16 protein-coding genes and 1 pseudogene are annotated in these 23,787 nt (G+C 50.1%); 14 read left to right on the forward strand and 3 right to left on the reverse strand.

The genetic code is table 11. The features are described from left to right. Positions 1-27: 27 nt before the first annotated feature. From dnaN to BFP90_RS20160, 12 genes and pseudogenes are all read left to right on the forward strand, one after another. A complete protein-coding gene (dnaN, locus tag BFP90_RS20110) occupies positions 28-1,131 on the forward strand; it encodes a DNA polymerase III subunit beta (RefSeq protein WP_065886702.1) in 1,104 nt (367 codons plus the stop codon). Positions 1,132-1,151: 20 nt separating this feature from the next. Next, positions 1,152-2,255, forward strand: a complete 1,104-nt coding sequence (gene recF, locus BFP90_RS20115) for a DNA replication/repair protein RecF (RefSeq protein ID WP_065897809.1) — start codon at positions 1,152-1,154, stop codon at positions 2,253-2,255. 4 nt (positions 2,256-2,259) lie between these two features. Beyond that, positions 2,260-4,677: a DNA topoisomerase (ATP-hydrolyzing) subunit B gene (gene gyrB, locus BFP90_RS20120; protein WP_065894369.1), complete on the forward strand. Its 2,418-nt coding sequence runs from the start codon at positions 2,260-2,262 to the stop codon at positions 4,675-4,677. A gap of 759 nt (positions 4,678-5,436) precedes the next feature. Then, entirely contained in the window at positions 5,437-6,075 is a 639-nt protein-coding gene (locus BFP90_RS20125; protein WP_065897810.1) for a TnsA endonuclease N-terminal domain-containing protein, read from the forward strand. 34 nt (positions 6,076-6,109) lie between these two features. Further along, positions 6,110-8,011, forward strand: a complete 1,902-nt coding sequence (locus tag BFP90_RS20130; RefSeq protein ID WP_256097488.1) for a DDE-type integrase/transposase/recombinase — start codon at positions 6,110-6,112, stop codon at positions 8,009-8,011. Beyond that, positions 8,008-8,949 carry a TniB family NTP-binding protein gene (locus BFP90_RS20135; RefSeq protein WP_065897812.1) on the forward strand — a complete coding sequence of 314 codons (942 nt, stop codon included), beginning with the start codon at positions 8,008-8,010 and terminating at the stop codon, positions 8,947-8,949. The genes BFP90_RS20130 and BFP90_RS20135 overlap by 4 nt, the downstream gene beginning before the upstream one ends. 79 nt (positions 8,950-9,028) lie before the next feature. Next, positions 9,029-9,358 (forward strand): annotated as a pseudogene (locus tag BFP90_RS29665) (TniQ family protein); the annotation flags it as partial. A gap of 144 nt (positions 9,359-9,502) precedes the next feature. After that, positions 9,503-10,864 (forward strand): hypothetical protein, encoded by a 1,362-nt coding sequence (locus BFP90_RS20140; protein ID WP_250605562.1) that lies wholly within the window; start codon positions 9,503-9,505, stop codon positions 10,862-10,864. Between the two features lie 622 nt (positions 10,865-11,486). Beyond that, positions 11,487-14,459, forward strand: coding sequence for a type I restriction endonuclease subunit R (locus BFP90_RS20145; protein WP_065897814.1), 2,973 nt, complete (start codon positions 11,487-11,489; stop codon positions 14,457-14,459). Between the two features lie 274 nt (positions 14,460-14,733). Further along, the gene (locus BFP90_RS20150) at positions 14,734-15,954 is read left to right on the forward strand and encodes a restriction endonuclease subunit S (RefSeq protein WP_250605560.1); all 1,221 of its coding nucleotides are present in this window, start codon (positions 14,734-14,736) and stop codon (positions 15,952-15,954) included. Further along, entirely contained in the window at positions 15,951-17,060 is a 1,110-nt protein-coding gene (locus BFP90_RS20155) for an AAA family ATPase (protein WP_065897816.1), read from the forward strand. Before BFP90_RS20150 ends, BFP90_RS20155 begins: the two co-directional genes overlap by 4 nt. Further along, positions 17,057-18,664: a type I restriction-modification system subunit M gene (locus tag BFP90_RS20160; RefSeq protein WP_065897817.1), complete on the forward strand. Its 1,608-nt coding sequence runs from the start codon at positions 17,057-17,059 to the stop codon at positions 18,662-18,664. Before BFP90_RS20155 ends, BFP90_RS20160 begins: the two co-directional genes overlap by 4 nt. A 306-nt stretch (positions 18,665-18,970) precedes the next feature. On the opposite strand, the gene BFP90_RS29285 is transcribed toward BFP90_RS20160, so the two are convergent. Then, positions 18,971-19,102, reverse strand: coding sequence for a hypothetical protein (locus tag BFP90_RS29285; protein WP_256097490.1), 132 nt, complete (start codon positions 19,100-19,102; stop codon positions 18,971-18,973). 713 nt (positions 19,103-19,815) lie between these two features. After that, a complete protein-coding gene (locus tag BFP90_RS28475) occupies positions 19,816-20,097 on the reverse strand; it encodes a hypothetical protein (RefSeq protein ID WP_141688989.1) in 282 nt (93 codons plus the stop codon). 201 nt (positions 20,098-20,298) lie between these two features. Here BFP90_RS28475 and BFP90_RS20170 point away from each other — a divergent pair, with 201 nt between their 5' ends. Continuing rightward, positions 20,299-21,630 (forward strand): hypothetical protein, encoded by a 1,332-nt coding sequence (locus BFP90_RS20170; RefSeq protein WP_065897819.1) that lies wholly within the window; start codon positions 20,299-20,301, stop codon positions 21,628-21,630. 401 nt (positions 21,631-22,031) lie between these two features. Then, on the forward strand, positions 22,032-22,379 hold the full coding sequence (locus BFP90_RS20175) for a hypothetical protein (RefSeq protein ID WP_065897820.1): 348 nt from the start codon (positions 22,032-22,034) through the stop codon (positions 22,377-22,379). 300 nt (positions 22,380-22,679) lie between these two features. Here the strand turns inward: BFP90_RS20175 and BFP90_RS20180 are convergent, their stop codons facing one another. Further along, a complete protein-coding gene (locus BFP90_RS20180) occupies positions 22,680-23,219 on the reverse strand; it encodes a hypothetical protein (protein ID WP_065897821.1) in 540 nt (179 codons plus the stop codon). Positions 23,220-23,787: the final 568 nt, after the last annotated feature.

Consider the following 23,787-nt stretch of genomic DNA (forward strand, 5'->3'; position numbering starts at 1 on the left):
CAGCTTATTAAGGCAAGGGACTAGACCATGCATTTCACCATTCAACGCGAAGCCCTGTTGAAACCCCTGCAACTGGTCGCAGGCGTCGTCGAGCGCCGACAGACCTTGCCGGTGCTTTCCAACGTATTACTGGTGGTCGAAGGCCAGCAGTTGTCCCTGACCGGTACTGACCTGGAAGTCGAACTGGTTGGCCGCGTGCAGCTCGAAGAGCCCGCCGAACCTGGCGAGATCACCGTGCCGGCACGCAAGCTGATGGATATCTGCAAGAGCCTGCCGAACGACGCGCTGATCGACATCAAGGTTGATGAATCGAAACTGGTGGTCAAAGCCGGGCGCAGCCGTTTCACCCTCTCCACCTTGCCGGCCAACGATTTCCCGACGGTGGAAGAAGGCCCAGGTTCGCTGACCTGCAGCCTGGAGCAGAGCAAGCTGCGTCGCTTGATCGAGCGCACCAGCTTCGCCATGGCCCAGCAGGACGTGCGCTACTACCTTAATGGCATGCTGCTGGAAGTGTCCGAAGGGATCATTCGCGCGGTCGCCACTGATGGTCACCGCCTGGCGATGTGTTCGATGCGCGCCGATATCGGCCAGCCGGATCGTCACCAGGTCATCGTGCCGCGTAAAGGTATCCTCGAATTGGCGCGTTTGCTGACTGAGCCGGATGGCAACGTCAGCATCGTTCTGGGTCAGCACCACATCCGCGCGACCACCGGCGAATTCACCTTCACCTCCAAGCTGGTCGACGGCAAGTTCCCCGACTACGAGCGCGTGTTGCCTAAAGGTGGCGACAAGCTGGTACTTGGCGATCGCCAGGCCTTGCGTGAAGCGTTCAGCCGTACCGCCATTCTGTCTAACGAGAAGTATCGGGGTATTCGTCTGCAACTGGCCAATGGTCAGCTGAAGATCCAGGCGAACAACCCGGAACAGGAAGAGGCGGAAGAAGAAGTCGGCGTCGACTACAACGGCGGCAACCTGGAGATCGGCTTTAACGTGAGCTATCTGCTGGACGTGCTGGGGGTGATGACCACTGAACAGGTTCGCCTGATTCTGTCGGACTCCAATAGCAGCGCACTGGTACAAGAATCCGATAACGACGACTCGGCTTATGTTGTTATGCCGATGCGTCTGTAATCATGCTCAGCAGAAGCTAGATGTCCCTCAGTCGTGTCTCGGTCACCGCGGTGCGCAATCTGCACCCGGTGACCTTCTCCCCTTCCCCTCGCATTAACATTCTTCATGGCGCCAATGGCAGTGGCAAAACCAGCGTGCTGGAAGCCATCCACCTGCTGGGGCTCGCCCGTTCCTTCCGCAGCGCTCGCCTGTTACCGGTGATCCAGTACGAGCAGTTGGCGTGCACGGTATTTGGCCAAGTTGAATTGGCTGAAGGTGGGCAGAGCGCTCTGGGGATATCCCGTGATCGCAGCGGGGAGTTTCAGATTCGCATCGATGGGCAAAATGCGCGCAGCGCAGCGCAGTTGGCGGAAATCCTGCCGTTGCAGTTGATCAACCCCGACAGTTTCCGCTTGTTGGAAGGTGCACCAAAAATTCGTCGGCAATTCCTCGATTGGGGAGTGTTCCACGTGGAACCCCGTTTCATGGCCACGTGGCAGCGCTTGCAGAAGGCCCTGCGGCAGCGGAACTCATGGCTGCGGCATGGTACACTTGACGCCGCTTCACAAGCGGCCTGGGACCGGGAGCTGTGCCTGGCCAGCGACGAAATAGATGAATACCGCCGTGCCTATATCAAAGCCTTGAAACCAGTCTTTGAGCAGACCTTGAGCGAGCTGTTGGACCTCGAGGGGCTGACGCTGAGTTATTACCGTGGTTGGGACAAGGAACGCGAGCTGATTGCAGTGCTTGCGACCTCCCTGCAGCGTGACCAGCAGATTGGCCACACCCAGGCCGGACCCCAACGTGCTGATTTGCGTCTTAGATTAGGCGCTCACAATGCTGCGGATATTCTGTCCCGCGGCCAGCAAAAGTTGGTGGTGTGTGCATTGCGTATCGCGCAGGGGCACCTGGTCAGCCAGGCCCGACGCGGTCAGTGTATTTATCTGGTGGATGACTTGCCGTCCGAACTCGACGAGCAACACCGCCGCGCGTTATGCCGCTTATTGGAAGACTTACGCTGCCAAGTGTTTATCACCTGTGTAGACCACGAATTATTGAGGGAAGGCTGGCAGACGGAAACGCCAGTCGCTTTGTTCCACGTGGAACAAGGCCGTATCACCCAGACCCACGACCATCGGGAGTGAAGGCATGAGCGAAGAAAACACGTACGACTCGACCAGCATTAAAGTGCTGAAAGGTTTGGATGCCGTACGCAAACGTCCCGGTATGTACATTGGCGACACCGATGATGGTAGCGGTCTGCACCACATGGTGTTCGAGGTGGTCGATAACTCCATCGACGAAGCTCTGGCCGGTCACTGCGACGACATCAGCATCATCATCCACCCGGACGAATCCATTACCGTGCGCGACAACGGCCGCGGTATTCCGGTAGATGTGCATAAAGAAGAAGGCGTCTCGGCGGCAGAGGTCATCATGACCGTGCTCCACGCCGGCGGTAAGTTCGACGACAACTCCTACAAAGTATCCGGTGGCTTGCACGGTGTAGGTGTGTCGGTAGTGAACGCGCTGTCCGAAGAGCTGGTGCTCACCGTACGCCGCAGCGGCAAGATCTGGGAACAGACTTACGTCCACGGTGTGCCACAGGAACCGATGAAAATCGTCGGCGACAGTGAAACCACAGGCACCCAGATCCACTTCAAGCCTTCGGCTGAAACCTTCAAGAACATCCACTTCAGCTGGGACATCCTGGCCAAGCGGATTCGTGAACTGTCGTTCCTCAACTCCGGTGTCGGCATCATCCTCAAGGATGAGCGCAGCGCCAAGGAAGAGTTGTTCAAGTACGAAGGCGGCCTGCGTGCGTTCGTTGAATACCTGAACACCAACAAGACTGCGGTCAACCAGGTGTTCCACTTCAACATCCAGCGTGAAGACGGCATCGGCGTTGAAATCGCCCTGCAGTGGAACGACAGCTTCAACGAGAACCTGTTGTGCTTCACCAACAACATTCCGCAGCGCGATGGCGGTACGCACCTGGTGGGTTTCCGTTCCGCGCTCACGCGTAACCTCAATACCTACATCGAAGCGGAAGGCTTGGCGAAGAAGCACAAAGTCGCCACCACCGGTGATGATGCCCGTGAAGGCCTGACGGCGATCATCTCGGTAAAAGTGCCGGATCCGAAGTTCAGCTCCCAGACCAAAGACAAGCTGGTGTCTTCCGAAGTGAAGACCGCTGTGGAACAGGAGATGGGCAAGTACTTCTCCGACTTCCTGCTGGAGAACCCGAACGAAGCCAAGCTGGTTGTCGGCAAGATGATCGACGCCGCACGTGCTCGTGAAGCGGCGCGTAAAGCCCGTGAAATGACCCGTCGCAAAGGCGCGCTGGACATCGCCGGTCTGCCGGGCAAGTTGGCTGACTGTCAGGAGAAGGACCCTGCCCTCTCCGAACTGTACCTGGTGGAAGGTGACTCTGCTGGCGGTTCCGCCAAGCAGGGTCGTAACCGTCGCACCCAGGCCATCCTGCCGTTGAAGGGCAAGATCCTCAACGTCGAGAAAGCGCGCTTCGACAAGATGATTTCCTCCCAGGAAGTCGGCACCTTGATCACCGCTCTGGGCTGCGGCATCGGCCGTGACGAGTACAACATCGACAAGCTGCGCTACCACAACATCATCATCATGACCGATGCCGACGTCGACGGTTCGCACATCCGTACCCTGCTGCTGACCTTCTTCTTCCGTCAGTTGCCTGAGCTGATCGAGCGCGGCTACATCTACATTGCCCAGCCGCCGTTGTACAAAGTGAAAAAGGGCAAGCAAGAGCAATACATCAAAGACGACGACGCCATGGAAGAGTACATGACGCAGTCGGCCCTGGAAGATGCGAGCCTGCACTTGAACGACGAAGCTCCAGGTATCTCCGGGGAGGCGCTGGAGCGCCTGGTCAATGACTTCCGCATGGTGATGAAGACGCTCAAGCGCTTGTCGCGCCTGTACCCTCAGGAGCTGACCGAGCACTTCATCTACCTGCCGGCCATCACCCTGGAACAGTTGGGCGATCATGCACACATGCAGGATTGGCTGGCCCAGTACGAAGTGCGTCTGCGCACGGTGGAGAAGTCTGGCCTGGTGTATAAAGCCAGCCTGCGCGAAGACCGTGAACGTAACGTATGGCTGCCGGAGATCGAATTGATCTCCCACGGTTTGTCGAACTACGTCACCTTCAACCGCGACTTCTTCGGCAGCAATGACTATAAGACAGTCGTCACCCTCGGCGCGCAACTGAGCACCCTGTTGGACGACGGCGCTTACATTCAGCGTGGTGAACGCAAGAAGCAGGTCAAGGAGTTCAAGGAAGCCCTGGACTGGTTGATGGCTGAAAGCACCAAGCGTCACACCATCCAGCGCTACAAAGGCCTGGGCGAAATGAACCCGGATCAGCTGTGGGAAACCACCATGGACCCGGCTCAGCGTCGAATGCTGCGCGTGACCATCGAAGACGCCATTGGCGCCGACCAGATCTTCAACACCCTGATGGGTGATGCGGTCGAGCCTCGTCGTGACTTCATCGAAAGCAATGCGCTGGCCGTGTCCAACCTGGATTTCTGATCAGGTGTAGGTTCACACAATAGTTGATCATTTTCACAAATACATGATCGACGGACTCAAATGCAAAAAGGCCAATTCATTGAATTGGCCTTTTTTATTTCCTCGAAAATTCGGTTTCTATCCTGCTCTCCCGGTCACTGGTTACTAACTTATGGGGGCGGAAGCGGACGACTGCCTAGATATAGGCGTGTGCGGAGTTGATTGAATGTAGCGAGATGAGCGCGTCTGAGTGAGTGATACCGCAAGTATCGAAATGAACGCGCAACGCGTAGCAATAACGGATCAATTCGTCAAGGAGATATTGAAGATTTTCGTGGAGAAAGACGAATGGTAGGAGTAAAATCTGGCACGCCCTTACGCCGTAAGAGCGTCCCAAAAAAATCAGCCGGTTACGTTAACTTGTTGAAGCAAGTTCCTAACGGCCATCGGTAACAGCAAATGCTTTGAGAACCTATCTGGACAATAGGTTTAAGGCATAACTGCTTTCTTCGACGATCTCATAAGGAGGCATCGAAAAATGTAGATACTGCAGAATTAGAGGCTCTGACAGCGCCTACAACCAGGTACATCTTGCGTAACGAACCCGCGCAATTTCTGCCTTTTTTTGGCGCTTGTCAATCCTCTCCCAAAAAATCGACTTCAGCGAGGGCCCTCGACGGGGAAGTGTTGCCTGTCGAAAGTCCCTCCTGGAGCCCGCTCTGCGTCTAATTTTTCGGGTGCAGCGCAGGCGCTTGTCTCAAAGATTTGTGGAGGTGTTCAATGTCAGTGCGCAAGGTCATTACCAGGAGTTCGAATCATATAAGGATCTCTTTTCCTTCCGTGAAGAATGGAGGTCCTGTTCAGTGTGAATCACAACTGGAAAGCGGTTTTGTCAGGCTTCTGGAGCTTTCTCCCATCGTCCGCAGTTATCTCGTACAGCCAAGCCTCGAGTTAGTTTCTATCAGTGGCTCAACCAAAAAATACTATCCCGACGTACGTGTGTACCTTATGGATGGTCGGGAATGGTGGTTCGAAGTCAAGTACCAAAAGAGCTTGTTGATATCCAGCGTCAAGCAAAAAATGGAAGCAGTTAAGCAGCACTTTTTTGCTACCGACCGCAATTTTTCAATCGTTACCGACCTGCTTATTCACAGTCAGCCTTTGTCGAAAAACTTACAAAAACTTATGTACCACCGTCGTGGGCCTATGCTCACGGCTTTGCGTATGAAAGAAATCCACCAGCGGCTTCAAATGCAGAAGCCTGAAACTTTGAGTGAGCTTATTGCTATTTTTGGCAAGGCGGACGCTTGGCTTTTTTTGGGGTTAGGAATTGTAGGTGTAGATCTCGAAATACCTATTTCCGATGTATCGAAAATCTTCATTAACGGTGGGCACCGCCATGCAGATATTTTCGCTTAGGGCAAAATTAGTTGTCTTAGTACGCGGCGTTAAAATGAAGCTCGAACGAAGATTGGTAGATCGTCGCTTGCTATTTTTCGATGAGCTGGGTGAACCTACTAAATTAACTGAGGCTGAGTTTTATAGTGGGTACGAAAAGCGGGAAATTGAAGTTTGCCCAGACCAACCTTTTATTGGAGAAATCCCGCATGTTCGAAACGCACCCCCTGATCTATCTTGCTTTCCGGCCCGTCATAGCAAAGAGGCATTGCGTCGCAGGGCATATCTTGAGGGCGTGAGAGAGGAAGGGGAATCGAAACTTCCGAGTGAAGAAATCATGCTGGATAAATTGAAAGAAATAGCAAGAAGAGCCGGAGACTCATGTGTTCCGTCGATAAGTACTATTAGACGGTGGGCTTCGAAATATATGGGAAAAGACGTCTTAAAGTTGCTACCAAAGCACTCTAAGAAAGGACGTACAGCATCGATTGCTGGCGAGCTGAAAGATATCCTTGATGAGGTCATCGATGAGTTGTATCTGAATGAGACAGCTGTCAGTGTTTCGAAAGTTATTGGTGAGTTAGATCTAAGGATCAAGGAGTCAAATCTTGGTCGATTGCCTTCTAACCAACTGGCGATGCCAAGTGGAATGACTATCCGCAGGTATATTGCCAACCTTGATCCCTACTTGGTAGACGAGGCTCAGTTAGGTAAGCATGCGGCGAAGAAAAAACACCGAGCGGCTACCGGAGTACTCCGGATCAATCATATTCTGGAGCGTTGGGAAATCGACCATACCCTGCTTGACTTGTTGCTTGTAGACGAAGAGACCGGCTTGGTAATTGGGCGTCCTTATATGACGGTTGTAGTAGATAAGTTTTCTCGTATGGTCATGGGGTACCTACTTCATCTCGCTGCGCCAAATACCGAATCTGTTCTTCGGGTCATTGAGCGTGCAATTCGCCCCAAAGCAGATCTTTTACGGCGTTTTCCTAACGTGAAGAACGAATGGCGGGCTCATGGCATGCCCACTCGAATCGCACCGGACAACGCTGCGGAGTTTCACGCGGGTGACCTAGTCATTGGCTTTAACGATTTGGGGATCGAGATTCTGTACCCCGCTTCCAGAGCTCCTGAGGAAAAAGGAACAGTTGAAAGGTTTTTCAGCACCCAAAATTTGGGATTGATTCACAACCTCCCAGGCACGACGTTCTCCAATGTGCAACAACGTGGAGATTACGATTCAGAACAGCACGCTTGTTTCACTCTTGTGCAGCTGGAGGCTGCCGTCGTGAAGTGGATTGTGGATGGTTACCACCAGACTCCACATCGTGGACTTAACAAAAAGACACCTGCTCAGGTCTGGCTCAATGATGAGCAGCAGCATTTGATCCGATTGCCGGTAGACCTGGATGCACTGGAGTGCATTCTCGCTCGACGCTGCGCCGTTAAGGTTCATCACTATGGAATCGAGGTAGACACCATCGGCTATCACTCCAGTGAACTTGCTCAGTTGCGAATGCGCTTGAAGCCGGGTGAAAAGGTCAGTGTTCGCTATCGAGACGAAGCTGGCCATGTCTGGGTACATGATCGTTTCAGAAGCGTCTTCCTGCAGGTGCCAGTCAAGGACAAGCGAATGATTGGTAAGAGCCGAGAGCTGTGGAAAGCTGCGCAAAAAGCGCTGAGGGAGGCCGGCAGGGAAACGCCTAGTTTTGACGAACTGCATCGGACTTATCGTGAAATTCGGGAAGAAATTGATGAAGCTAAAACTTCTCAGAAGTTGCGCCGCCGGCGTGAGGCCGCGCGTGCCAAGCTGGACAGGGAAGGACGCAAGGTTGACACGAATAGCTCTCCGGTAGTGGTTGCCGAGGTGGACTGGGTTGACAGCCAAGCCTTGCCAACTGTCGCGCCCCTCAAGGTTTCTTACCGTCCACCCTCTGTAGGAGGCAGACCATGAAAACTGCGGAAGAAGGCACCCTACCCTTTTCCTTGCGTCATTTCTTCATTGATACCCCACAGGCCATGCGAGCTTTGACGCGCCTGGCCGAGGTACATGGTGATACCAAGCGCACGGGGGCGAGTAAGGGATTAGTTATTCAAGGTCCGAGCGGCGTGGGTAAGAGCACGATGATCAGGGAGTATGTTCAGCAACTGAAAGCTGCAGACCATGTATCTACGCAGAAACGAACCGTACTGGTTGTTGAAATCCCCTCATCGCCAACCAAAAAGAACTTGGCCACTGCGATGCTTAGAGCATTGAACGATCCCTACGCAGATTCCCGTGGTCATTCTGCAGAGGTCAAATTCGAGCGAATCATCCTACTCATGAACAGGCTTGGTGTTGAGGTAGTGGTGCTCGACGAGGCCCAACACCTAGTTGATTACCGCCGTAACGATGCGCACGAGGCTGCGGACTGGATCAAAAGCATGATGAACGAGACCAGCATCACATTTGTGCTGGTGGGGTTGAAGCGCACGGAGGGGCTCCTGTGGGCGAACGAGCAACTGCGTCGTAGGTTCTCCGCAATAGTTGACTACAACCGATTCTACTATGGCGATAGAGCTTCGACACACTTTGCATCGTTGCTTGAATCGATCGCGGGATTGTTGCCGGTTAGGACAATCAGCTTCTCGCAAACTCAGCTCATACAGCGTTTCCATCTTGCTTCGTATGGGTTGATCGACTACCTGATCAAGATCCTGGATAGGGCTGTATGGCTAGTTGAGCATCGAAATCTTGAGGGTATCAATCTCGAGGTGCTCTCTGAAGCTTTCAGGGATGAGGTCTGGAGCCAAGCCATCACCGAGCGCAATCCGTTTAGTGAAAGCTTCAATTTCAAGCCACTGATTGGTAATCGTGAACCTTTTGAAAACTTCGACTTGATCGCGTCCTGATCGAGAGGGCCGGAGCTACAACTCCGGTCCTATCACTTCAACTCCACATTCTCGGTAGTTCATTGCTCACGGTACAGAAATGTTCGGTCTTTTAATCAACGTTCATCCTCATCGAGATGAGAGCTTACTAGGATATTTGCAGCGATTGGCAGGAGCCAATGGCTTAGTGGGTAACGAACTGATCAAGGCTTTTCAGGAAGCCAGTGATGATGACGTAGCCAACTGGTTTGGCACTATGACGCTGCCGGTGAGCTGGCCGGCAGTATCCCTTTTGCTTAGACGACCGACGACACAGGCGCTTAAGACCTGGTCGCTACAGTGCAAGCGTTTTTGCTCATGTTGTTTGGCTGAACACTCGTATTGGAGAGAGTCATGGGATCTAACCCTCGTCACGAGCTGCTCCAGTCATGGAGTCCACTTGGAGGATAGATGCCCGGGGTGTTCCGCAAAGATAAACCGCGACGCTATGCTGGCAAACAGCTGTAAAACCTGTGGCTTTTTCTTCTCCTCAGGAGCTACTTCAGCTACCGCTGAGGAGGGAGCTTGCACTTGGATGACAGATGCTATGGAGGCGAGGCTTAGGCAGGAATACAACTCCGTATTCAGCGATTTGGATGCCCTGACCTATGAGGAGCTCCATGCCTTATCGGTGAGACTCGCCGCCAGGATCGTTCGAACAGAAGGCTCGAAGCCGTTGAAGTTGGCCGATTCAGGATCGCTCGAAATATCGCGTGAATTGGCTCAAGCGGCCGGTGAAATACTCATGAACTGGCCGCGTGCATTCACTGACTTGCTGAGCGATCTCAGATCGACCAGACCCACTGGAACGGATTGGAAACTAGCTTCCGCATTTGGGCCGATTTACAGGGACATCCATCATGATCTCAAAGCGCCTTGCTATGCGTTCGTTCGTGCGGAGTTCGAGTCTTATGTTCAACGGGAATGGGAGGCGCCATTAGCGAAGAGAAACCGTTATCTGAGCGAAAAGACGATTACCGAACATCGTTGGGTCTTTATTGATGAGGCGGCTCGTGTAACTGGCTTGCCTAAATCCTGTGTACAGAGACTGCATGACCACGGCGAAGTTGACGCTAGGGAAATCGTGCATTCATGCGGCCGTAAGTCCAAAGTGGTTGATGTCTCACAGGTCCGTGAGCTCGCGCTTCTTATGGCGAAAACAGTAAACCTGAGGCAAGCGGCCAAGCTGTTGCACATCAATCTTGAGCGAGTGCGGCAATTGATCTCAGGAGGCATTCTGAAATTCTATGGCGGCAAGCCCAAGGCCGGTGAAAAATGGCTAATAGATGTTGACTCGCTTAGAGGCTTGGGGCTTGAGCGTATACAGGCTCCTCACGGTGATGTGTTTGTATCGGTCAATTATCTGGCTAAGCATCACCTGCCAACGGGTGGAGGTCTCGTTGAGATGATTGAGGCGATCAAATCTGGAGAGCTCAGAGCTTTTAGGGATGCGGACGAAAGCAAGGCGGCGATAGGACATTGGCTTTTGAGACCTCAAGACTTAACTGATTGGATGCAGAGTGCGCTCCAGAAGCCATCAGATTCTCCAGGGATCACTGTCGGTAAAGCGGCAACACTTTTAGGTGTCAAAGAGGAAGTCGCCTATGCAATGGTTCGACTAGGGATCCTATGGAGTATGTCGGTTCGCAGGGGCCGGAGCACAGTGCTCATGGTTAAACCCACAGCTATCGAAAGGTTCAGGCGTAAGTACATATTGGGCCCAGAGTTGGCGGTTTTTCTGGGCATGTCACCCAAGCACACGACGCATCATCTCTGGATGAACGGGTTCCGCCCTGTTGCGGGGCCGTCAATTGTGAAGTCTCCATGTCGGCAATACGTTTGGCCTCGAAGCAAGAAATTGATGGATTACCTAGCTTGGAGGGCAGCACACCACTGACAATACAACTCATTGCAATCGCCCTTGTTAACCACTTTTTTACTGTGTTAACAACGTTGGGTAACGCAGTAAAAAATCGGATTACTGGGCTAAGCGTCCCTATGATTAGCCCACCGGTCCTCACCCGGTTCTCAGAAGCTGGGGCAGTGACCGTATCGGCAAATTTCTGCATTTACTCATCTGAACCCGAAAAACTGCCTCCGCTATTCGGGTGGTCTCAAGAGTCATGGGCGGCTAGCGACCAAATTCCGCTCGATCCCTTGATAATAGATGACGTTGGAATTTGGTTTTGCGCGATATGTCTGTCAAAAATGCCCTCTAGCCGGCAGAGTAATTGAGCGACTCGGTCCAGGTTGTCAAGGACGGAGTCAGGGAATACCTAGGCAGGTTATTGAGTATTCGGTGAAATGATGTGGCTTAGGCCGGTTATACTGTCTCAATTTTGTGAGCCTCAGCCTCAGCCCAAAGGCAAGGAATACCTTAAGTAAGCTCGCTGGTCTGGGGTTTTTGGCTAAAAGTAGTGCGTAGATGCTGCTTCGCGATAGCCGCGTGAGACCGCCGCTACCAAAGCTCTTACCTCTTCAATGCCGCCAAGTGGCATACCGATGACAGGAATAATTGAGTGAGCACCTCCGAACACCATATTGAACAGGCACTCATCGCCAAGCTGACTGACCTCAAATACACACTTCGCACTGATATTAGGGGCCGGGATACTCTTGAAAAAAACTTTCGAGAAAAATTTGAAAGTCTTAACCGAGTTCATCTGACGGATAGCGAATTCCGACGTCTGCTGGACAGCATAGTAACGCCCGATGCGTATAATGCCGCACAAACCCTGCGCAATATAAACGCTTTCGAGCGAGATGACGGTACTCCTCTGAACTATACCTTAGTCAACATCCGTGACTGGTGTAAGAACGACTTTGAGGTTATCAACCAGTTGCGGATGAACACTGACAGCAGTCATCAGCGCTACGACGTAATCCTGCTCATCAATGGCATCCCAGTGGTGCAAATTGAGTTGAAAGCGCTGAAGATCAGCCCTCGACGTGCCATGCAACAGATTGTTGATTACAAGAGTGATCCGGGGAATGGCTACGGAAAGACACTTCTATGCTTCTTGCAGTTATTCGTTGTCAGCAACCAAACTTCTACCCAGTATTTCGCTAACAACAACGCAAGGCACTTCAGTTTTAACACTGACGAGCGCTTCTTACCCGTTTATCAATTTGCTGGTGAAGACAACAGGCCGATTACTCAGTTAGACAGTTTCGCCGAGAAGTTTCTCGCCAAGTGCACGCTGGGCCAGATGATTAGTCGCTATATGGTCTTGGTGGCGAGTGAGCAAAGGCTACTAATGATGCGTCCATATCAAATATATGCCGTCAATGCCATTGTGGACTGTATTCACCAAAACTGTGGTAATGGGTATATCTGGCATACAACGGGCTCAGGGAAGACTTTAACTTCTTTTAAAGCATCTACTCTGCTCAAGGACAATCCTGACATCGATAAGTGTCTGTTTGTGGTGGACAGAAAGGATCTCGATCGCCAGACCCGCGAGGAGTTCAACCGATTCCAAGAAGGCTGTGTCGAAGAGAACACCAATACTGAGGCCTTAGTAAGGCGCTTGCTGTCCGATGATTATGCTGACAAGGTAATCGTTACTACCATTCAAAAACTAGGGTTGGCCCTAGACGGTACTAACAAGCGTAACTATAAGGAGCGCTTGGAGCCATTACGCGAAGCTCGTATGGTATTTATTTTTGATGAATGTCATCGCTCGCAATTTGGTGAGAATCACAAGGCAATCAAGGAGTTTTTCCCTAGGGCCCAGCTCTTTGGCTTCACGGGAACGCCGATCTTCGAGCAGAACGCCAGTGCCCAGCAGATTGAAGGCCAGCAGGCAAGTTACCGTACAACCGACGATCTGTTTCAGCGTTGCCTGCATGAATACACTATCACCCATGCCATTGATGATCAGAACGTACTGAAGTTTCATATAGATTTCTTCAAGCCTGAAGGAAAAAATCCTCCAAAACCAGGCGAAGGTCTGCCCAAGGATAAAGTTATTGAGACTATCTTGAGCAAACACGATGCTGCCACCAACGGCCGAAAGTTTAATGCTTTGTTGGCTACTGCTAGTATCAATGATGCTATTGAATACTTTGAGTTATTTCGCAGCGTTCAAAGCGAACAAACGAAGAAAGACCCTGACTTCCGCGCGCTAAATGTAGCCTGCGTTTTTTCTCCGCCCGCCGACGGCAACAAAGACGTTCAGCAGATACAGGAAGATCTTCCTCAAGAAAAGGAAGATAACCAAAAAGATCCTGAGGGTAAGAAGGCCGCGCTTACCCGAATTATTGCTGACTACAATGCGCGTTTTGGCACAGATCACCGCATTAGCGAGTTCGATTCTTACTATCAGGATGTGCAAAAGCGTATCAAGGACCAGCAGTACCCAAATACTGATCTACCTGCCACTCAGAAGATCGATATTACAATCGTAGTTGATATGTTGCTCACCGGTTTTGACTCCAAGTATCTCAACACATTATATGTGGACAAGAACCTTAAGTACCACGGGCTCATCCAAGCATTTTCTCGTACTAACCGTGTGCTAAATGATAGCAAGCCATACGGCAACATCCTAGACTTTCGCCAGCAACAAAAGCCTGTTGAAGAAGCAATAGCGCTCTTTTCGGGCGAGAAGATAGATAACGCGCGTGAAATCTGGCTGGTGGATGCTGCGCCTAAGGTGATAGATAATCTGCGGATGGCCAATGACAAGCTTGCTAAATTCATGCAGTCACAAGGAGTAGCATATGCTCCGGAGAACGTCGCTAGTCTTAAAGGCGATGTCGCTCGGGCGCAGTTCGTCAACTTATTTAAAGACGTACAGCGTCTCAAAACCCAACTCGATCAATATACTGACCTTTCAAAAGAACAATTTTCGCAAATTAACCAAATTATCCCTCCCGATAGGCTGCAGTCTTTTAAAGGCGTATATCTGGAAACCGCCAAGCGCTTGAAAGAGCAACAGGATCGTGAGCAAGCACCTCCAGAAGTGCAGCAACTGGATTTCGAATTCGTGCTTTTTGCTTCTGCTGTTATCGACTATGACTACATTATGGGGTTAATTGCGAAGCTGACCCAGGAAAAGCCTGGCAAACTCACGATGAATCGGGAACAGCTCATTGGCCTTATTCAATCGGATGCCAAATTTGTTGACGAGCGCGAGGACATTGCTGAATACATTCGTGGCTTGCCTATGAATGAGGCATTGAACGAGGCACAAATCCGCAGCGGCTTTGATCGCTTCAAGACGGATAAGAAGGATAATGAGCTAGTCGGTATAGCTGAGAAGCACGGGTTAACTCCAGAAACACTTCAAGTATTCGTCAATGAAATACTACGTCGCCGGGTCTTTGACGGAGAAAAGCTCACCGATTTTCTGGAACCGCTCGGACTCAATTGGAAAAGTAGGCGATTGAAGGAGTTGGCACTGATGGAGGATTTGGCTCCGCTTCTGCAACAGCTAGCTCAAGGTAGAGAGATAGCTGGCCTAGCTGCATATGAGGACGGGAATTGACGGATAACCTCTTATTATCAGGGCTGCATATGGACAGAGCCAAAATCGTAAACTTTACAGCAACCGGTTCCATTATGAACGATTCTGCTCCCACTCCGCTTGCCAATACACTTGCCTTTTTTCTAAATAGAGTGAATTTTCTGCGTACAATTTTAGCCTCATCGCACTTAGAGCATACAAAAAATTGCAAGGGGAATCTGTCTAAAGCCATTGTTGCGTGGCTTGGGAGCGAAATGATATGAGTAGGAATTATAGATCTCCTTCGGAGCCGATCTTGCGTTTCCCTGAATTCAAAGCCGAGTGGGCTAGCTTATTTGGAGATGAGATTTTCGATCAAATCAGCAACAAAAATCACAACTCCGATCTCCCTGTGCTAGCGATAACTCAGGAGTTTGGTGCTATTCCACGTGAAATGATTGATTATCACGTGTCCGTGGCTGATAAAAGTATCGAAGGGTATAAGGTTGTTGAGGTTGGAAACTTTGTTATCAGCCTTCGTTCGTTTCAAGGCGGGATAGAATTTTCGCGATATCGTGGAATCTGCAGCCCGGCTTATGTAATTCTTCGACTTAAATCAGGACACGCAGAAGATTACTTCAGGCACTACCTGAAAACTGAACGATTTATCGGTGAGATGATAAAAAATCTTGAGGGGCTCCGCGACGGTAAAATGGTCAGCTATAAGCAATTTTCAGAGCTGTGTTTGCCCGTACCGTCTATTGAGGAACAAAATAAGATCGCCAACTGTCTTTCATCCCTAGACGATCTGGTTGGGGCAGAGACTCTTAAGCTGGAAGCCATCAAGGAGCATAAAAATGGTTTAATGCAGCAGCTATTTCCCCGGGATGGCGAATCGTTGCCGAATTTACGGTTTCCAGAGTTTCGGGACGCTGCTGAGTGGCAGACAAAACCTTTAGAAAGTTTGGTAGTTAAGTCATTTTATGGAACCTCTAGCTCAACATCGGAATCAGGAAAATATCCGGTTCTCCGAATGGGGAATATGGTGGATGGCGGGCTGAAATTTTCGAACTTAGCCTATATCGATCTTGACGATGAGTCTTTTGCTAAAATTCGCCTCATTCGCGGTGATATTCTTTTAAATCGTACCAATAGTCCTGATCTTGTAGGAAAAATATCATTATTTGATCGAGATATAGACTGTATTACAGCATCTTACATAGTCGCTTATCGTCTTGATAAAAATAAGATAATTCCAGAGTTTTGTAATTTTATATTAAATTCGCAGCAGTATCAGAAAAAAATAAAAGCATTGGCACGCCCAAGTATCAGCCAGGTAAATATCAATCCCACCACATTTAAGAATGAAGTTATCATTCCGGTTCCTGATATTGCTGAACAATTAAGGATCGCTGCATGTTTCACGTCACTTGATGAGAAAATCTCTGCACAGCTCCTAAGAATTGAACGCCTCAAAGCCCATAAACTAGGTTTAATGCAGCAGCTTTTTCCTGCGCTCAATGAGGTGGCTTCATGAAGCAAGGACAGCCCCTAGCGGATTTGGCTACCCTCGCGAAATATTTACGCGCAGAGCTGGAAACCAAAAAGGCAATTTTGCTGTATGCGTATAATGGCACTGGCAAGACCCGGCTATCTATGGCATTTAAGGATGAGGGCAAGCAAGACGAGACCCGCGATACGCTGTATTTCAATGCTTTTACCGAAGATCTGTTTCATTGGAATAACGACTTGGAGGGCGATGCAGATCGTCGTTTGTTGCTAAATAAAACTTCGCGTTTTTTTCAGGGCTTATTTGAGCTGGAGATGGATAACCGTATCCGGCCGCTATTGCAGCGTTACGCGGACTTCGATTTTCGCATTGATACAGTGGAAAGCGCTGTACGATTTTCGCGAGTGGTTGGCGGTCAAATCATTGACAATATTAAAGTCTCTCGTGGCGAAGAAAACATATTTATCTGGTGTTTCTTCCTAGCGGTGGTCGAACTGGCAATGGATCCAGAAATCGAGGTGTATCAGTGGGTAAAGTACCTTTACATTGATGATCCGATCTCCTCATTGGATGAGCACAATGCGATTGCTGTTGCCAACCACTTAGCACAACTGCTTAAGCGTCAGGATAACAAGCTTAAAACGGTAATATCTACTCATCACACGCTGTTCTTCAACGTGTTATGCAACGAAATGGGTAAGGCCCGCAAGTACGTCGTTAATAAGCATCCAATAGGCGGTGGGTATCTGCTGCGGCCGGAGGATGGCGATACTCCATTTTTCCACCATGTGGCAGCGTTGGCTGAGCTTTATCAAGCTGCACGAGAAGATCGGTTGTTTACTCACCACTTCAATATGCTACGTACAATTTTAGAAAAAACGGCAAGTTTTCATGGCCATAAGAACTTTTCTGCCTGTATTAAACAGGAGGAAGATGATTTGGACGGAATACTACATGCTCGTCTCATTAATATCCTAAGCCACGGTAACTACTCGCTTTACGAACCGCAGCAGATGCTTGATGAGAACAAGGATTATTTTAGGAAGATTTTGAATGACTTCCTGAGCCGTTACCCCTTTAACCCCGAATTGTTTCCTCAGGCTCCTGAGGCTGAGATTATAGGTGCTCCATGACCGAGTCTGAAAAACAGAAACTTGGCAAAACCCTCTGGGCTATTGCCGACCAATTACGCGGTGCAATGAATGCGGATGACTTCCGTGACTATATGCTGGCCTTTCTTTTCCTTCGCTATTTATCGGATAACTTTGAGGCCGCCGCTCAGAAAGAGCTAGGGGAGGATTACCCACAGCAGGTCGACGATTCAGTTTCTACACCGCTGCAGCGTTGGTATGAGTGCAATTTTGAAGATGTGCCTGAATTTGAAAAACAGATGCGTCGCAAGGTTCATTACGTGATTGAGCCACAGTATTTGTGGGGAAATATCGCTGAATTAGCGCGCACGCAGGATGCGAAGCTCCTTAGTACTCTACAGGCGGGCTTTAAGTACATTGAAGAAGAGTCTTTTGCCAGTACTTTTAGAGGTTTATTCTCGGAGATCAACCTTGCGTCGGACAAGCTGGGTAAGGCTTATCCCGAGCGTAACGCCCGCCTTTGCAAAATAATCGCGGAAATCTCTAAAGGATTAGGTCAGTTCAGTACCGATAGTGACACCCTGGGAGATGCTTATGAGTATCTAATAGGACAGTTTGCGTCAGGATCGGGCAAAAAAGCAGGCGAGTTTTATACGCCACAGCCTATTTCCAGCATTTTGTCTGCAATTGTGACGTTAGACGGTCAGGAACCCGCGACTGGTCAACGCTCCAATCTTGATAGTGTGCTCGACTTTGCGTGCGGTTCTGGATCGCTTTTGTTGAACGTTCGTCATCGGATGGGGGCACATGGCATTGGCAAGATCTATGGTCAGGAAAAGAACATCACGACCTACAATCTGGCTCGTATGAACATGTTGCTGCATGGTATGAAGGATTCGGAATTCGAGATTTTTCATGGTGATACCCTGCTCAACGAGTGGGACATGCTGCGCGAGACCAACCCGGCTAGGATGCCAAAATTCGATGCTGTGGTTGCCAATCCACCCTTCAGCTACCGCTGGGAGCCGAGCGAAGCATTGGGAGAGGACACACGTTTTAAGAACTATGGCCAAGCGCCTAAATCGGCTGCGGATTTCGCGTTCTTGTTACATGGCTTCCACTTCCTGAAACAAGATGGCGTAATGGCGATAATTCTTCCGCATGGCGTCCTTTTTCGTGGCGGAGCCGAGGAGCGCATACGTACCAAGCTGCTTAAGGACGGCAACATAGACACGGTAATTGGGTTACCAGCCAATCTGTTTTTTTCTACGGGTATACCTGTATGCATCCTTGTACTCAAAAAGTGCAAGAAGCCCAATGACGTATTGTTTATAAATGCTGCCGAACACTTTGAGAAAGGAAAGCGGCAGAACCAAATTTTGCCAGAGCATATCGCGAAGATCATTGATACCTATCGCTACCGCAGAGAAGAAACACGTTATTCGCGCCGCGTAAGTATGGAAGATATCGAGAGGAATAATTTCAATCTTAATATTTCGCGTTATGTAAGCACAGCAAAAGTTGAGGAGGAAATTGATCTTTCTGTCATACACTCTGAGTTGTCAAATATTAACAATAGCATCAAAACCGCCACGCAAAATCACAATGAGTTTTTAAGTCAGCTAGGATTGCCGTTGCTGGATTAACTAGCGAAGGATGCTTCGCGTTAGGAAAAAGGCCACCCCACGCGGGCTGGCCTTTTTTGTTGGCGCGCTGGAGCAATACTCGTCGCGTATGCACTCCTCATCCGGTCATGCCTCCTCGTTTGGTATCTACGGCTTGTTTATGAGCGAATTGATTTCGAAATGAGGGAAGTGAAGGCGGAAGGTTGACGCTTCAGTCAACAGACATCTTTGCACTAGCCTAGAGCCGTCGCGATCGTCTGACCATCAGAAAGGTGATGAACTTTACATTGGCGGAAGCGGCTCACCGAGTGGGCCGCTTTTTGAGGGTTAGCTGATCATCTCGCGTACTTTCTCCCAAGCCCACTCAACAAGCTTGCGAAAAATCAGACGCAGAATTTCCTTCACAATCGGAGGAAAAATCTTTTTCAGCCAATCAGGTTGCCCACGCAATCCGCGCATAAGAGATCCTCAATAGAAGAACTTTCTTTTGCGGGCGTGTTTCAGCCAATGTTTATTGGTCCAACCGATGGAAGGATCCAGATACGTCACAGGTGTTTATCCCCGTGACATTGCTTGCGCTTCGGCTGTGGCCAATGCTCCAGTGCATCAAAGCCACGCCTAGTGAAGCCTGCAGTCGTCACAAATCCTATGTGCGTCCTCAGTTGATTTTGCGCCTTGATTGCCGGCGGTGATATTGATCTGCCGCTTGTTCGACCGTCTAAAGGTCACACAAACACCGTTTCGGGTACTTCACCTGAAAGGTGGGGGAGGCAGAAAATGGGAAGGCTCTATGCACAAAGCCAAAACCACAATTCCTGGCTATTACTTGCCAGTCTTGCCCTCAAGGTCATGAGTGTCGGGGCGGTATGTTTGCTCTGCTGAAGCCTCAGTGGGCAACAATGCATCGAGCCTCACGAGCTCTAAGCGTGCCATTACGCTATCTGATCCTTAGATGCGTATGAGCTTTTTTATTTGGCAACGCAGCACTAAAGTGCGTGGGGCCGTGATGTGTTCCTTGCGTCCAATCGGATAGCTAAGGTGTCGTCCGTATGCAGAAGCTCAACTGGATGAGGACTACTGCTCGGCATGGGCCTAAAGGCCAGACATTGGGGCTTGAAAACGCCCGGCCTCTGCTAACACAGAGTGCACGAGAGATTAGCTCGATGCTTGACTCAATGGCAAGCAATGAGCTGCGGACCAAAAGCTTGGTTCGCACTACCTCCTAAATCAGACGGTGGGTAAGCCATTGAAATAGAAAGAAATTTAATATTATCTATGTAAATATGACGCGCTAATCTATGTAGATTTTTTAATGAATCTAATATTTTCATAGAGATGTCGTTTTGTTTGATCGCCACAATTTCTTCCGAAATGTCCATTTTTGAGGAGAACAAAATGCGCAGACGATTAAACGAAGGAACACCAATCCCCTTGTACGCGTTGACCATCGGCATGCTGGTGCATTTGAAAGGCACTGATTTCGGCTGCGTGTGGCGAATCATTGGTATCGAACGCGATGATCGGGGCGAAATCTGGCTGCGTGTTCAGACTCCTGTAACCGGGAAGGTCTCTAGGGCTCGTGCAAGCCGGGCGCGGTATATCCGGGCGCAGCAGCCTAACCGTAACCCTTATTATTAATCGCAGGAGCTCTACACATGGTCTCGGAAGGCGATTCATCGCAGGAAAACAGCGCATACCTTGCACTCATCATTGAGAAGAAAATCAACGAGAACAAGGGAGTGATGCCCGTTTATGAGCGTAAGACCCTAGCTCGTAATTTGGGAATCATGCTTACGGCAGCCAAGGCTCGGAAGGTAACGAAAAGTGCAATCGTGGTCGAGTCAGGCATCCCCCATAACGTGGATGCGCCGGTGAACGCCTTAAACGCCTTTTGCATCCTGGCTAATAACAAAAGTAAACGTACGGCCGAGCCGCGGCTGTGCGCTCATCCCCAAAACTATCTAAAACTAGCGCTGGCAACTGCAAAGCTGGTCGGAATGGCGCGAGCTCGCGCTATCAGTCAACTTACGGAGGGATCAAACCTCTTCAGCGCTACCGCGAAAATTGATGAAGAGCAATTTCCCCCCGTCCAGGCTGTGTGGGAGCTGCTCAGGGCTGAGCTGGCAGTCATCGTTGAGCGTCACCAGCTCAAGCAGTTTTTCCGCGATGCCTACAGCGTGTGGGCTTCTTACGACGAAAACATTCTGAGTCCTGGCGTTTGGGAACAGGATAGGATTTTGGCGCCCTCAACATCTTACTGGCCTTGGGCTTATTTATGTGCAGTCAGCCGCGCTAGTGAGCCTGCCGTTCTCACTCTTAAAGAAAGCGATACGGTAGTCAGCGGGACTGTCCATGCGATTGAACAAGTTTATCTGACCCTTGGTTGGGATCCTGGCGGGTGGGTGGTAGGTTACCTGGAATATTTGCCCGGGCTTGCCATTCAATCGTACCAGCGTGGCGACTCTAAACCTTTGTATGATTTTCACTGTTCTGGAGAGACATTTACTAGAGGAAGAATCGGAGACGTGAGCTTTGAGATTGCAGACGGAGCATCCATTCAGATACCCGGAAGTGGTTCAGGAGACTGGCCATTTCGTTTGCGATCACGAATTCGATTTGAAAGATTGACGTTGCAGCAGCTCGCCGGTGCTTTGCTTGAAAGTAGCTTTTTTCCGACGCCAGACCCGAGCTTGGTCCCAGGTATTGACACGTCAGCGGTCATGTCGCCACCTGACTCTTTGCTTGCAGTGATGGAAGCACAGCTGCTGGGACGAAAAATGTCATGGCCGAAAAAGGATGGCCTTTGCTTTCTGGAAGAATTGGAACAAAACATCCTACGGCTGACTGGTAGCTTCCGTGAATGGCGCCAAGTGCAACAAAAATCAGCTGAACAGGATTATTTTGCACGGTTGGCAGCGGCAAATACAGAGCTTGAGAGGCTCAAAGCCGAATCATCCGCCATAGCAACGCCGGATAGGAGCGCCTAGATCTGTTCTATCAACCGCTTGCAATTTGATCTAAAGCGGGCAGCCAGCTTCAATTCGCCGAGCTCCAAGCTCATTGGGCGCTACGGCACGAAACACGATGGTGAGCGCTAAGTAGTTGCCAACTATTCCCGGACCCGACGTTAAATTTTTTCTCCGCCTGAGCTGGGGCCAACCCATCGTTAAACTGGTGCAGTCGAATCCAGTTGTACTGATGCATCAGGTACGGCACCAAGCAGATGAGCGCCTTGGCAAGAAATCCTCAGAGGCAGATGTTCGCCTATTTGCTAGAGGTCCGAAAATGCTTTCTGTAGGTAGGTTACAAATAGTCATTGCACGAAACCAACTGATCGGCTATAAATTACCTTCCTTAAGTTACCTACCTACATAAAGAGCAAAAAAAAATGAACACGAACCACTACGACCCAAAAGCTGTTGGTGAAGCCATCGACAACATCACCGCAGGACTTGAACGTGTGATGACCGGATTTGCCAACTTGAAATCTCTGTTGGCCCCCGTACCGGACACATCTGATGGTCCGGAGATTGATCCCCGTGACCCAAGGAATAAGCTTGAGAACGGAAAACTATCCGACCGTGGCGTGGAAGTGTGCTACCGGCTTTTCGATGCGGGGAAAAGTCGGTACGCCATTGGTGCTGAAATGGAGATCAGTTTCGGTGCGGCAACTCATCGATTCGAAGCCTGGAAGAAAGCAGGGGGCCTTAATCGCGAGAAGTTGTCCCTAGCGTGAGTATTTACGAAATGACCAGCGCTGCTGCCCAGGGTTAACTGGTCATTGTTCTCGAGGGGCTAAATTGGGCGAAACGAATCACTACCATCGACCTGAACATTCTGAATTAGGTGACAGTGTTGACGCAGCGCCGAATTGGTATACGTGCCGAGGCAAGAGTAATTCATCTCTAAAGCTGCACAAATCCAGCACAGACAATGATTCGCTAAATGATTCGCTAGAAGTCAGACAGAGTCAGTGAAATCTCGCCCTTAGCTCCAGTAACTCTCTAGAGGCAACCTAATATCGAGGAAAAAAGCTCTATTCTGATGAGGAACATCGGATAGGCGTTTCTGCTGACTCCACTCCTTCAAAGTTTTCGAGCATCGTTTGGTTGGTTGCCTTGCTCGATGCTACAACATATCCATTCAACACATCTTCGCGCAGCGAGGCCAACGCCTGTAGCGATTCAACGGCAGTCTTAGGCCCTGGCGTGGACTCTGTGCCGACCGAGGCAAGCATCCCCTTATCAAGAGTGACGCTGAACTTCGCGGCCTCGAACCAGGCCTGATCGTACTGGACAGCGTATGGTTTCGAGTAGTCAGCAACTGCGACCCTGTCAACTCTTGCGTCGGGCTCGCAATATTCGGACGTACCTTTTTTCTTGTAGGCAGAATGGGTTATCTCGCCAGTCTTTGGATTACGAATCCGATCTAGCGAGGTCTTCTTGTCTACGACCTGGTACCCATACACAAGCACACCTTTGATTCGACCGTCAGCGTCTATCTTGGGATTTGGCACGGTGTACACGGCTCCCGAACAACCCGTCAGTAACGGGATCAACACAAGCATAGATTTCATAGAGGCACTCCTTAGCGATGGGACTCTTCTCGAAAACTGCGCAGACGGCGATGGTGAATATTGATATCAATTGTCTCTGTCATTAATCGAATCAGCGGGTGATTGAATACGATTAGAAACCATATCAACCAAGGCTGGACGTTAGTCCAGTCTAGACGACGGTAGAGTCCTCTAGCTCGTTTTGGCTTTGAAGGCCTTTGGGAGTGGTTGAGGAGCTTGAAGCGGTTCAGAACCCTAAGTCCCGAGCTGATCGTTGATGCTGTCCTGGGCCAGAGGTACCCATCATAGAAGAAGGATTTGTCTCCTTGGGCTCAATAAAAGCCTAAGTCTGAAAGATAGGCTGGGTCTCAAAGGTCTCTGCTGCCCTATCCCGCCACCGTAGGTTTGGGGGACCAAGCTCGAAAGCTTGAGTAGCATGGCATTCACTTTTACGGCAACACCGGCATGCTCGCTCCACCCTCGAATTTACTTTTCCTTTCTTTATATACATAAACCCCATGGATGGACGGTTGAGCGGCTGAAGTGAGAACGTTTCCATTGGAACGCATTTATTCTGTGAGGCGAGTAG

It is taken from the genome of Pseudomonas sp. 24 E 13, assembly GCF_900004715.1.
GTDB lineage: Bacteria > Pseudomonadota > Gammaproteobacteria > Pseudomonadales > Pseudomonadaceae > Aquipseudomonas > Aquipseudomonas orientalis_A.